The organism is Stenotrophomonas chelatiphaga (assembly GCF_001431535.1).
GTDB lineage: Bacteria > Pseudomonadota > Gammaproteobacteria > Xanthomonadales > Xanthomonadaceae > Stenotrophomonas > Stenotrophomonas chelatiphaga.
Genome location: NZ_LDJK01000079.1, coordinates 1 through 12194, shown reverse-complemented (window position 1 = coordinate 12194; position 12194 = coordinate 1). Strand labels below are relative to the sequence as shown.

Here is a 12194-nt window from a genome sequence, read left to right as displayed (position 1 = left end):
AGATGTTGTATAAGAGCCAGTCTGAGGGGTGGGGCGGGAACGGCGTGACGACCAACGGTCGTCACCCACCGGAGCGACGCATTGACGGCCAGCGGCCCGTCACTGCCGGGTTGGGTCAGGCGTCGCGGTTGCCGCGGCGCATGACGCGCGACTTTTCGATCGCCCATTCGCGGTCCTTGGCGGCATCGCGCTTGTCGTGGTCCTGCTTGCCCTTGGCCAGCGCCACTTCCAGCTTGATCTTGTTCTTGCTCCAGTACATCGCAGTGGGCACGATGGTGTAGCCATCGCGCTCCACCTTGCCCACCAGCTTGTCGATCTCGCTCCGGTGCAGCAGCAGCTTGCGCTCGCGGCGGTCTTCGGCCACCACGTGGGTGGAGGCCTGGATCAATGGAGTGATCTGCGCCCCGATCAGGAAGATTTCGCCCTGCTTTACATAGGCATAGGCGTCGACGATGTTGCCGCGCCCCGCGCGGATCGACTTGACTTCCCAGCCCTGCAGCGCGAGGCCCGCCTCGAAGCGCTCCTCGATGTGGTATTCGTGCCGGGCACGCTTGTTCAACGCGATGGTTTTGTTGGCCGTCGCGTTCTTTGCTTTATCCTTGCTGCTGTTCTTGCTCATTCCCGTATTGTCTCCGATTCGGGCCCGCCCGGTCGATCACCTGCAGCCGAACCTGAAATGCCTACCATCCGTCGAAGCGCCCTGGTTGAACACTCCGCGGCGCGCATGTTTGATCTGGTCAACGATATCGCCGCCTACCCGCAGCGCTTCCGTTGGTGTTCGGCCGCGCAGATCCTGGAGCAGGGCGACCAGCGCCTGGTGGCCCGGCTGGACCTTGGGCTGGGCTCGTTCTCGACCTGGTTCATGACCGAGAACACCCTGGTCCGCCCCCATTCCATCGACATGCAGCTGCGCGATGGTCCGTTCAAGCGCCTGCATGGCCGCTGGGAGTTCCATTCGCTGGCTGAAGATGCTTGCAAGGTCAGCCTGGAGCTGGAGTTCGAGCCGAAGTCACGCTTGCTGGCGCCGGCACTGGCGCTGGGTTTCCAGGGGCTGGCCGACCGCATGGTCAACGACTTCGTGCGCGTGGCTGACGAGCAGGAATGAGCCGGTGATCCGGGTGCAGGTGGTGCTGGCCTGGCCGCAGCGGGTAGGGCAGCGCACGTTGGAACTGCCAGAAGGCGCCACCGTTGCCGAGGCCGTCACCGCTGCGGCGCTGGAAGGCAGCGATGCCTGTCCGGCGGTGGCCGTGCATGGGGTGGTGGCGCGCGCTGACCAGCTGCTGCAGGACGGCGACCGGGTGGAGCTGCTGCGCCCCCTGCTGGCAGACCCGAAGGACAACCGACGGCGCCGCGCGAAGGCGCAGCCGAAGTAGTTTGTCCGGGGGGCAGGGTGACGGCCAGCGGCCGTCGCTGCCGACTGACGGCCAGCGGCCATCACTACTGGATCAGCCGCCGCCTTTCTTCTTTTCTTTCGGCAGGTTGCGGCCGAACTGACGCACGGTCTGGGTGGCCAGCTTGCCGTCCTGGGCGGGGAAGTAGTCACCTTCCCAGCGGGTGACCGCATCGTTTTCGAAGTACACGGTGAAATTCTTGGTTTCGGTGCGGCCGACGCGGTCGATGCGCTGGCTGGCCATGTAGTCCCAGCGCTGGGCGTGGAACGGGTCGGCCACCGACGGGGTGCCCAGCAGGGCGTTGACCTGCTGCTTGCTCTGCCCGACCTGCAGCTTGGACACGGCATCTTCCCGGATCAGGTTGCCCTGATAGATGGGTTGCTTATAGATGATGCCGCAGCCCGTGGTGGACAGGGCAACGGCGGCGACCAGCAGGAGATTGCGCATCGGGAATCGCGTTTGGGGAAATCGATCCGATGATACACTCCCGGCGTGCCACCGCGACCCAATCCGAGGCAGCTGGCGCTAAATCGCCAATGAACGGAGACATATGGAAACCCACGACCTGCGCAAAGTCGGCCTGAAGGTGACCCATCCGCGGATGCGGATCCTGGCGTTGCTCGAACAGCGCAACGCCCAGAACCACCAGCACCACATGACCGCCGAAGACATCTACCGCCAGTTGCTGGAGCACGGTGATGAGATCGGCCTGGCCACGGTTTACCGTGTGCTGACCCAGTTCGAGGCGGCCGGCCTGGTGCTGAAGCATAATTTCGAGGGCGGCCAGGCCGTCTACGAGCTGGACCGTGGTGGCCACCACGACCACATGGTTGACGTGGATTCGGGCAACGTGATCGAGTTCGAAAGTGCTGAAATCGAGGAGCTGCAGCGCAAGATCGCAGCCGATCACGGGTACGAGCTGGAAGAGCATTCGCTGGTCCTCTACGTGCGCAAGAAGCGCCGCTGAGCCCTGCGGGGTAGGTGGTTGCTGAAAACCCCGGGCTTGCCCGGGGTTTTTCGTTCAGGCGCGCAGCCTGAACGATTCCGCCGAGCACGGCTCGGCGCTACCAAGGCGGGCGCGGGGTAGCGCCGACCCATGGTCGGCGAGCGCAGCGGGCCGTTGCGTCAGGCAATCCGCCGAGCACGGCTCGGCGCTACCAGGGCGGGCGCGGGGTAGCGCCGACCCATGGTCGGCGAGCGCAGCGGGCCGTTGCGTCAGGCATTCCGCCGAAGCGGGCCGTCGGGCGGCCCGGCCTCGGCTCAGCCCGCCAGCAGCTTCCTGGCCGCCGCGCGCGCTTCCTTGCTGACTTCCACGCCGCCCAGCATGCGTGCCAGTTCTTCTTCGCGGGCCTTTGTGTCCAGCTTTTCCACCGCGCTCTGGGTCATGCCATCCACCGGCGCCTTGCTGACCCGGTAGTGCGCATGGCCCTTGGACGCGACCTGCGGCAGATGGGTCACGCACAGCACCTGGCGCTTTTCGCCGAGTGCGCGCAGCTTCTGCCCGACGATGTCGGCCACCGCGCCACCGATGCCCGAATCGACTTCGTCGAACACCATGGTCGGCACCGCATCCAGGTCCAACGCCGCCACTTCGATGGCCAGCGAGATGCGTGACAGCTCGCCTCCGGAGGCGACCTTGCGCAGCGGGCGCGGTGGCTGGCCGGCATTGGCCGCCACCAGGAACTCCACCCGCTCGGCACCCTGCGGGTCCGGCTTGGCCAGGTCCTGCGGTTCCAGCTGGATCAGGAACTGGCCACCGCCCATGCCCAGTTCGGCGATCAGCCCGGTGGTGGTGGTGGACAGCTCGGTGGCCGCGCGCTGGCGCCCGGCACTGAGCACCGCGGCGTGTTCGCGCCAGGCGGCGGCGGCTTTTTCGATCTCCCCGGCCAGCTTCTGCAGGCGCACGTCGGCCCCGCGCAGCTGCTCGACTTCGGCCTGCATGCGGTCGCGCTGGGCGGCCAGGTCTTCCATCGGCACGCGGTGTTTGCGCGCCAGGTCATGCAGCCGGCCCAGCCGGCGCTCGTTGTCTTCGAACTGTTCCGGGTCCGCATCCAGGTCATCGTGCACGCGGTCCAGCAGGCTCAGCGCCTCCTGCAACTGGATGCTGGCGCTGTCGATCAGCGCATCCACCTCGCCCAGCCGGGCATCGTGTTCGACCATCCGCGACAGGTCGCCCCGCACCTGCGCCAGCAGGCCCAAGGCGGAGGCGTCGTCGTCGCCGTTGATGCGGGTGGTGGCGGTGTCGCAGGTGGTCAGCAGCGCGCTGGCGTGGGCCTGGCGGCGGTGGCTGGCACCCAGCGCGATGATCGATTCAGGTTCCAGGTCTTCGCGTTCCAGCTCGCGCAGCTGGTGTTCCAGGAAACCGATGCGGTCGCTGACATCGCCCTGCTGGGACAGCGCGGCGGCTTCGTCGACCAGCGCCTGCCAGCCGGCAGCGGCCACGCGCACGGCGCGGCGTTGTTCGGCGTTGCCGGCGTAGGCGTCCAGCAGCGCCAGCTGCGAAGGCCGGGTCAGCAGCGCCTGCTGTTCGTGCTGGCCGTGGATTTCGACCAGCAGGCCGGCCAGCTCGGTGAGCTGGGAGATGGTCACCGGGCGGCCGTTGATCCAGGCCCGCGAGCCGCCATCGGCGCGGATCACCCGGCGCAGCTGGCACTGCTCGTCGTCGTCCAGTTCGTTGTCGGCCAGCCAGCGGCGGGCGCCGGCCAGCTGGTCCAGCGCGAATTCGGCCGACAGTTCGGCGCGCGGCGCGCCATGGCGCACCACGCCGCTGTCGGCGCGCAGGCCGGACAGGAAGCCCAGGGCGTCCACCATCAGCGATTTGCCCGCGCCGGTTTCGCCCGATACCACGGTCATGCCGGGGCCGAACTCCAGTTCGGTGGCGCGGACAACGGCGAAATCCTTGATTGATAAGTGTCTGAGCATGGTCCAGTAGGTCTCTCGAGCCGCGCAACGCTAGCACGCACGTTGGCATGTACCAATGACTTGCCAAGCGTCCTTGTCGGCATTATCTAGGAGGGGAGTCTCACAGGCTGATCCGATGCCGCCGTCCTTTGACCAGTTGGCCCCACGTTCGCGCCATCTGCTGCGCACCCTGATTGCCCGCCATATCCAGGATGGCGAGCCGGTCGGGTCGGCAACGCTTGCGCGCACGGCCGGCCTGGATGTCAGCGCGGCCACCATCCGCAACATCCTCGGCGACCTGGAAGACCTGGGGCTGCTGAGTTCACCGCATACCTCGGCCGGGCGCATCCCGACCGCGCACGGCTATCGGGTGTTCGTGGACAGCCTGGTGCAGATGCATCCGCCGGGCGAGCAGGACCTGAGCCGCCTGCGCAGCGAGCTGGCCAGTGGGACCGGCACCCAGGCGCTGCTGGGCAGTGCCTCCGAACTGCTGTCGGCGATGAGCCATTTCGTCGGCGTGGTCAGTGCGCCCACGCGGGAGCAGTTCGCCTTCCGCCAGATCGATTTCGTGGCGCTGGACGCGCATCGGGTGCTGGCCATCGTGGTGTTCGCCGACAGCGAGGTGCAGAACCGGGTGATCGAGGCGCGCCGGCCCTGGGAGCCGGGTGAGCTGGAGCAGGTGGCCAACTACCTGAATACCCACTTCGCCGGTCTGCCGGTGGCGCAGATCCGGCGCCGCCTGCTGCACGAACTGCGCGATACCCGCAGCGAGATGGAACAGCTGCTGGCCCATAGCATCGAGTTGGCCGAGCAGGCCCTGCAGCCGCCGGCCAACGACATGCTGGTGGCTGGCCAGACCCGCCTGATGGGCGTGCAGGACCTGTCCGACCTGGAACGCCTGCGCGAGCTGTTCGAGCTGTTTTCCAGCAAACGCGAGATCCTGCAGCTGCTCGAGCGCACCATCCAGGCGCCCGGCGTGCGCATCTTCATCGGCGAAGAGACCGGGGTGGTGCCGCTGGAAGGCGTCTCGCTGGTCACCGCGCCGTATACCGCCGATGGCCAGGTGCTGGGCGTGCTGGGGGTGATCGGGCCCAAGCGGATGGCCTATGACCGGATGATCCCGCTGGTGCAGGCCACCGCCGAGGTGCTCGGGGCGGCCTTTTCGCCGGGATCGGGCAACTCGATGCCCCGCGGCGCTTGAAACGCAGTTTCCCGCCCACACTAGGTGGGATGGAGGCGGGGAGTCACCGCCAGGGAAACGCACATGAACCAAGATCATCACGATATCGAATCCAACCCGGCCGCCGACGAGGCCGCCATGGCCCACCACGACCAGCTGGAGCAGCTGCGCGGTGAGCTGGAGCAGGTCAAGGCCGATGCGCTGCGTGAGCGCGCCGACCTGGACAACCAGCGCAAGCGCGTGGCCCGGGACGTGGAACAGGCCCGCCGTTTCGCCAACGAAAAGCTGCTCGGCGAGCTGCTGCCGGTGTTCGACAGCCTGGACGCTGGCCTGAAGGCCGCAGGCGAGGACGCCAGCCCGCTGCGCGACGGCCTGGAAATGACCTACAAGCAGCTGCTGAAGGTCGCCGCGGACAACGGACTGGTCCTGCTGGACCCGACCGGCCAGCCCTTCAACCCGGAACACCACCAGGCGATCAGCCAGGTCGACGCCAACGGCGCCGCCCCGGGCAGCGTGGTGCAGGTGTTCCAGAAGGGCTACCTGCTCAACGACCGCCTGCTGCGTCCAGCGTTGGTGGTGGTCGCCCGCGACTGACCGCGGCGCGGTAATTCCGGTCGCGCCGCGCCTTGTTCGGCGAGCGCGCCGGCAGGGACAGGGCCCGCCGGGCATGGCTCGGCGCTGGCTGGACCCTGAATCGTGGAATACAGCGTCCCGGGATGGCTTGAATGTTCCACGAGCCTCCCCCACATCCCATTCATACACCGGCTACGGCCGGATTCACCGAATATTCTTCAGGAGTTCCCCATGGGCAAGATCATTGGTATCGACCTCGGCACCACCAACTCGTGCGTGGCGATCATGGACGGCGGCAAGGCCCGCGTCATCGAAAACTCGGAAGGCGATCGCACCACCCCGTCCATCGTGGCCTACACCAAGGACGGCGAAGTCCTGGTGGGTGCCTCGGCCAAGCGCCAGGCGGTCACCAATCCGAAGAACACCTTCTACGCGGTGAAGCGCCTGATCGGCCGCAAGTTCACCGACGCCGAAGTGCAGAAGGACATCGCCCACGTGCCGTACGGCATCCTGGCCCATGACAATGGCGATGCCTGGGTGTCCACCAGCGATGCGCGCAAGATGGCGCCGCAGGAAATCTCCGCCAAGGTGCTGGAGAAGATGAAGAAGACCGCCGAGGATTATCTCGGTGAGAAGGTCACCGAAGCGGTCATCACCGTGCCGGCCTACTTCAACGACAGCCAGCGCCAGGCCACTAAGGACGCAGGTCGCATCGCCGGCCTGGACGTCAAGCGCATCATCAACGAGCCGACCGCGGCCGCGCTGGCCTATGGCCTGGACAAGGGTGACAACAAGGACCGCAAGATCGTGGTCTACGATCTGGGCGGCGGCACCTTCGACGTGTCGGTGATCGAGATCGCCAACGTCGACGGTGAGAAGCAGTTCGAAGTGCTGGCCACCAACGGTGACACCTTCCTGGGCGGCGAAGATTTCGACAACCGCGTCATCGAGTACCTGGTCGAAGAGTTCAACAAGGACCAGGGCATCGACCTGCGCAAGGATCCGCTGGCCCTGCAGCGCCTGAAGGACGCCGCCGAGCGTGCCAAGATCGAGCTGTCCAGCGCGCAGCAGACCGAAGTGAACCTGCCGTACGTCACCGCTGACGCGTCGGGTCCGAAGCACCTGAACATCAAGCTGACCCGCGCCAAGCTGGAGTCGCTGGTGGACGAGCTGATCAAGAAGTCGATCGAGCCGTGCCGCGTTGCGTTGAATGACGCCGGCCTGCGTTCGAGCGACATCAGCGAAGTCATCCTGGTCGGTGGCCAGACCCGCATGCCGAAGGTGCAGCAGGCGGTGACCGAGTTCTTCGGCAAGGAACCGCGCAAGGACGTCAACCCGGACGAAGCCGTGGCACTGGGTGCGGCGATCCAGGGCGGCGTGCTCGGCGGCGACGTCAAGGACGTGCTGCTGCTGGACGTGACCCCGCTGTCGCTGGGTATCGAAACCATGGGCGGTGTGTTCACCAAGATCATCGAAAAGAACACCACCATCCCGACCAAGGCCTCGCAGGTGTTCTCCACCGCCGAGGACAACCAGTCGGCGGTGACCGTGCACGTGCTGCAGGGTGAGCGCGAACAGGCCCGCTTCAACAAGTCGCTGGCCAAGTTCGACCTGTCCGGCATCGAGCCGGCGCCGCGTGGCCTGCCGCAGGTGGAAGTGTCCTTCGACATCGACGCCAACGGCATCCTGCACGTGTCGGCCAAGGACAAGAAGACCAACAAGGAACAGAAGGTCGAGATCAAGGCCGGTTCGGGCCTGTCCGAGGACGAGATCGCGCGGATGGTGGCTGACGCCGAAGCCAACCGCGAAGAAGACAAGAAGTTCCAGGAACTGGTGCAGGCCCGCAACCAGGCCGATGCGCTGATCCACGGCACCCGTTCGGCGATCACCGAGCACGGCAGCAAGGTCGGCGGCGATGTGATCGGCAAGGTCGAAGCGGCACTGGCCGACCTGGAAACGGCGATGAAGGGTGAGGACAAGGCGCAGATCGAATCGCGCTCGAAGGCCCTGGAAGAAGCCGGCCAGGCGCTGTTCGCCGCCGCTTCTGCCGGTGACCAGAGCGGTGCCCCGGGTGCCGATGCCGGCGCCGGTGCGAAGCACGACGACGTCGTCGATGCCGAGTTCACCGAAGTAAAGGACGACAAGAAGTCCTGATCCAGACCGACGCGGGACGCTCCCTGGCGCAGCGTCCCGTCGTCGCATCAGGGTCCTGGCCGCCGCGAGGCGAGTCGGGGCGCCCGACGCAGGAGCGGACCTTGTCCGCTTTTCTGCTTTGACGAATCCCGACGTACCGGAAAGCGATCCACTCCATGAGCAAGCGCGATTTTTACGAAGTCCTGGGCGTAGCCCGCACCGCCACCGACGAGGAGCTGAAGAAGGCTTACCGTCGCTGTGCGATGAAGCACCATCCCGACCGCAACCCGGGGGATGCGGCCGCCGAAGCGGCCTTCAAGGAGTGCAAGGAAGCCTACGAAACCCTGTCCGACGGCAACAAGCGCCGGATGTACGACGCCCACGGGCATGCTGCGTTCGAACACGGCATGGGCGGTGGCGGCGGTCCGGGTGGTCCGGACATGAATGATATTTTCGGCGACATCTTCGGCAATATCTTCGGAGGTGGCGCCGGTGGCCAGCGCCAGGCCCGTCGCGGTGCCGACATCGGTTACGTGATGGAGCTGGACCTGGAAGAAGCAGTGCGGGGCATCGAGCGCCGCATCGAAATCCCGACCCTGGCCGAGTGCGGCGACTGCGATGGCAGCGGGTCGGAAGACGGCAAGGTGGAAACCTGCACGGTCTGCCATGGCCGCGGCCAGGTACGCATCCAGCGCGGCATCTTCGCCATGCAGCAGGCGTGTCACCACTGCAACGGGCGCGGGCAGACCATCGCCCAGCCGTGCAAGACCTGCCACGGCAATGGCCGCGTGGAAGAAGACAAGGTGCTGTCGGTGAAGGTGCCGGCGGGCGTGGATACCGGCGACCGCATCCGTCTGGCGGGCGAAGGCGAAGCCGGTCCCGCAGGCACCCAGCCGGGCGATCTGTACGTGGAAGTGCGGGTGCGCGAGCACGCCATCTTCCAGCGCGATGGCGATGACCTGCACTGCGAAGTGCCGATCCGCATTTCGCAGGCCTCGCTGGGCGACAGCATCCGCGTGGCCACGCTCGGTGGCGAGGCGGAAATCCGCATTCCGGCCGAAACCCAGACCGGCAAGCTGTTCCGCCTGCGTGGAAAGGGCGTGCGTTCGGTACGCAGCCGCAGCGAAGGCGACCTGTACTGCCGCGTGGTGGTGGAAACCCCGGTCAACCTGACGCCGGACCAGCGCAAGCTGATGGAACAGTTCGAAGCCACCTTCGTCGGCGAAGACGCCCGCAAGCACTCGCCGAAGTCGGCGACGTTCATCGATGGCGTCAAGGGTTTCTGGGACCGGATGACGTCCTGACGCCGGGTAGTGACGGCCGCTGGCCGTCGCGCTCCTGCGCGGCGGTTCTGGTAGCGACGGCCGCTGGCCGTCATGCCCTTGATCGTCTGCTGGGTGACGACCGCTGGTGGTCACAGGCGTAAAATGGGCGGATGAGCGAATCTCTCGAAAACCACCTGGTCCACGGCCGTCGCCAACGCCCGGACGGCCCATCGCCGGTCGATGTCATTTCGGTCCAGTCCCAGCTCGTCTACGGGCATGCCGGCAACAGCGCCGCCGCGCCCCCGCTGCGGGCACTGGGCCTGCGCGTGGCCGAAGTGCCGACCACGCTGCTGAGCAACGCGCCTTTTTACGAAACCACCCGCGGGCGCGTGCTGCCGGCGGACTGGTTTGCCGATCTGCTGCGCGGCGCCAGCGAGCGCGGACTGCCGCAACGTGCGCGGATGCTGGTTTCGGGCTACTTCGGCAGCGTCGACAACGGCGCCGCGTTCGCGGACTGGCTGGATCAAACGCTGCCGGCGTGTCCGCAACTGCGGTACTGCCTGGATCCGGTGATCGGCGATACGCACACCGGTCCTTACGTTGAACCCGGCCTGGAAAAAGTGTTCGCCGAGCGCCTGCTTCCGCACGCCTGGCTGGTCACGCCCAATGCATTCGAACTGGGTCGCCTGACCGGGATGCCCGCGCTGGCGCAGGACGATGCGATTGCTGCCGCCCGCGTGCTGCTGGCGCGCGGGCCGACCTGGGTGCTGGCGCACAGCGTTTCCGGGGACGGCGGCGATCTGGTGACGCTGGCGGTGAGCGCGTCGGGCATCTGGCGCTGGACCTCGCCGCTGTTGCCGGTGGACGTGGCCGGTACCGGCGATGTGCTGATGGCCCTGATCGTGGCGTTCCTGCTGCGCGGGGAAGACATGCAGCAGGCGATCAGCCGCGCGGTGTCGGGTACCCACGCGGCCCTGGAAGCGACGCTGGCCAATGGCCATGAAGAGTTCGACGTGCATGCCGCCGCACCCGCTGCGCTGGCGCAGCCGCACCGGTTTGCCGTGGAGCGGCTGGAATGAGCGTTTCGCCGCGGGTGATCGGTATCGTTGGCAGCGCCGGTGCGTTCGGGCGCTGGCTGACCCGCTTCTTCGAACAACGCATGCAGCTGCAGGTGATCGGTCATGATCCTGCCGACGCCACCTCGCATAGCCCCGAGCAGCTGCTGGAACAGGCCGACGTGCTGCTGTTTTCGGCACCGATCCGGCATACCCCCGCGCTGATTGCCGAGTACGTGCAGGCGTCGGCGGGTCGCGAGGCGGGTCGATTGTGGCTGGACGTCACCTCGGTGAAAGAGGCCCCGGTGCAGGCGATGCTGGCCTCGCAGGCCGACGTCGCCGGCCTGCATCCGATGACCGCCCCGCCCAAGTCGCCGACGTTGAAGGGCAGGGTGATGGTGGTCTGCGAAGCCCGCGTGCAGCGCTGGCAGCCGTGGCTCCACGAATTGTGCGCCGCGCTGCAGGCCGAGTGCGTGCGTGCCACGCCGGCCCACCACGACAAGGTGATGACGCTGGTGCAGGCGATGGTGCATGCCGGTCACCTGGCGCAGGCCGGCGTGTTGCGTGGCTATGCCGCCGAACTCGGTGATCTTTCCGCGCTGTTGCCGTATCGCTCGGCGGCCTTCGAACTGGATACGGCGATCATCTCGCGCATCCTGTCACTGAACCCGGCGATCTACGAGGACATCCAGTTCGGCAACCCGCACGTGGCGCCGATGCTGGAGCGCCTGATCGGCCAGCTGCAGCAGCTGCAGGCGCAGGTGCTGCAGGGCGACGATGCGGCGCGTGCGGGGTTCCGCCAGCAGATGCTGCAGGCCAACCGTGATGCATTCGGCGAGCAGGTGCTTGGCGATGGCAACTACACCTTCGAGCGTGTGGGTTACCTGCTGGCCGACCTGACTGAACGCCAGTCGTTGTCGGTGCACCTGCCCGAAGATCGTGCCGGATCGCTGCGTGCGTTGCTGCACGTGTTCGAGCAACACCAGATCAGCCTGGCCTCGATCCATTCCTCGCGCACGCCGGGGGGCGAAGTGCATTTCCGGATCGGTTTCGTGCCCGGCAGCAGCGACATGGCGATCGCCGCGGCGGCGGCCGAAGTGGATGACAGCGGAATCGGCCGGGTGCTGGAACGCTGACGGTTTCATCCACAGGCGGTGTGGATGGTTGTCGCACAAACATGTGGATAACCGGTCTCAGCCCTTGGCAGCAAACGCTGTCAAGATGGGTGGCGAAAATTACGCCATGGCGTGTCGAGGGGTGCCGGGCCTGCGGCCCGGCAGCCCGCTTTTTTCAGGCAACGTCAACGTCAACGTCAAAAGCTGCAGGGATGTGGGTTGGCGGGGCGGGGCGGCTGTGCAGGACACGCCGCACGTACGTCCATGTAAGCTCGCCTTTCGCATTCATGCGAAAAGACGATCCTGCACAGCCACCCCGCCCCTCCTTCGACAGGTCCACGGCGGACTTTTGGTAGCGCCGACCCATGGTCGGCGGAATGTTCCCGCCAACGGCCCGCTGCGCTCGCCGACCATGGGTCGGCGCTACCGCTTGTCCATTTTTTTTTACGCGGGTGGCGGCCACCGGAACCTTTCAGGGGCCGGGCGGGGAGGCTGTGCGGGGCCTTGAGCGGCAGGAGCCGCGAAGAGCTACATGGACGTACTTGCGCGTGCCCCGCACAGCCTCTCCGCCCGGCCCACCC

Annotated in this window: 12 protein-coding genes; 9 read left to right on the top strand and 3 right to left on the bottom strand. The window is 66.7% G+C overall.

What is annotated here, in order from left to right:
- Positions 1-115 precede the first annotated feature (115 nt).
- Complete coding sequence (gene smpB / locus ABB28_RS15115; RefSeq protein ID WP_042612310.1) at positions 116-619, bottom strand: SsrA-binding protein SmpB; 504 nt, start codon at positions 617-619, stop codon at positions 116-118.
- A 57-nt stretch (positions 620-676) separates the two neighbouring features.
- Here smpB and ABB28_RS15110 point away from each other — a divergent pair, with 57 nt between their 5' ends.
- Positions 677-1105: a type II toxin-antitoxin system RatA family toxin gene (locus tag ABB28_RS15110; protein WP_057687205.1), complete on the top strand. Its 429-nt coding sequence runs from the start codon at positions 677-679 to the stop codon at positions 1103-1105.
- A gap of 4 nt (positions 1106-1109) precedes the next feature.
- Positions 1110-1373, top strand: coding sequence for an RnfH family protein (locus ABB28_RS15105; protein WP_057687204.1), 264 nt, complete (start codon positions 1110-1112; stop codon positions 1371-1373).
- Positions 1374-1445: 72 nt separating this feature from the next.
- Here the strand turns inward: ABB28_RS15105 and ABB28_RS15100 are convergent, their stop codons facing one another.
- A complete protein-coding gene (locus ABB28_RS15100) occupies positions 1446-1838 on the bottom strand; it encodes an outer membrane protein assembly factor BamE (RefSeq protein ID WP_057687203.1) in 393 nt (130 codons plus the stop codon).
- 103 nt (positions 1839-1941) lie between these two features.
- Between ABB28_RS15100 and fur the strand changes: the two genes are divergently transcribed.
- A complete protein-coding gene (gene fur, locus ABB28_RS15095) occupies positions 1942-2358 on the top strand; it encodes a ferric iron uptake transcriptional regulator (RefSeq protein WP_042612306.1) in 417 nt (138 codons plus the stop codon).
- 293 nt (positions 2359-2651) lie between these two features.
- Here the strand turns inward: fur and recN are convergent, their stop codons facing one another.
- On the bottom strand, positions 2652-4313 hold the full coding sequence (gene recN, locus ABB28_RS15090) for a DNA repair protein RecN (RefSeq protein WP_057687202.1): 1662 nt from the start codon (positions 4311-4313) through the stop codon (positions 2652-2654).
- 115 nt (positions 4314-4428) lie between these two features.
- Here recN and hrcA point away from each other — a divergent pair, with 115 nt between their 5' ends.
- From hrcA to ABB28_RS15060, 6 genes are all read left to right on the top strand, one after another.
- Positions 4429-5493 (top strand): heat-inducible transcriptional repressor HrcA, encoded by a 1065-nt coding sequence (hrcA, locus tag ABB28_RS15085; protein ID WP_057687201.1) that lies wholly within the window; start codon positions 4429-4431, stop codon positions 5491-5493.
- 63 nt (positions 5494-5556) lie between these two features.
- Complete coding sequence (gene grpE, locus ABB28_RS15080) at positions 5557-6066, top strand: nucleotide exchange factor GrpE (protein ID WP_057687200.1); 510 nt, start codon at positions 5557-5559, stop codon at positions 6064-6066.
- A 210-nt stretch (positions 6067-6276) separates the two neighbouring features.
- Complete coding sequence (gene dnaK / locus ABB28_RS15075; RefSeq protein ID WP_057687199.1) at positions 6277-8199, top strand: molecular chaperone DnaK; 1923 nt, start codon at positions 6277-6279, stop codon at positions 8197-8199.
- Between the two features lie 155 nt (positions 8200-8354).
- Positions 8355-9482, top strand: a complete 1128-nt coding sequence (gene dnaJ / locus ABB28_RS15070; RefSeq protein ID WP_057687198.1) for a molecular chaperone DnaJ — start codon at positions 8355-8357, stop codon at positions 9480-9482.
- A gap of 131 nt (positions 9483-9613) precedes the next feature.
- Positions 9614-10522: a pyridoxal kinase gene (gene pdxY / locus ABB28_RS15065; RefSeq protein WP_057687197.1), complete on the top strand. Its 909-nt coding sequence runs from the start codon at positions 9614-9616 to the stop codon at positions 10520-10522.
- Entirely contained in the window at positions 10519-11634 is a 1116-nt protein-coding gene (locus ABB28_RS15060; RefSeq protein ID WP_057687196.1) for a prephenate dehydrogenase, read from the top strand. Before pdxY ends, ABB28_RS15060 begins: the two co-directional genes overlap by 4 nt.
- Positions 11635-12194: the final 560 nt, after the last annotated feature.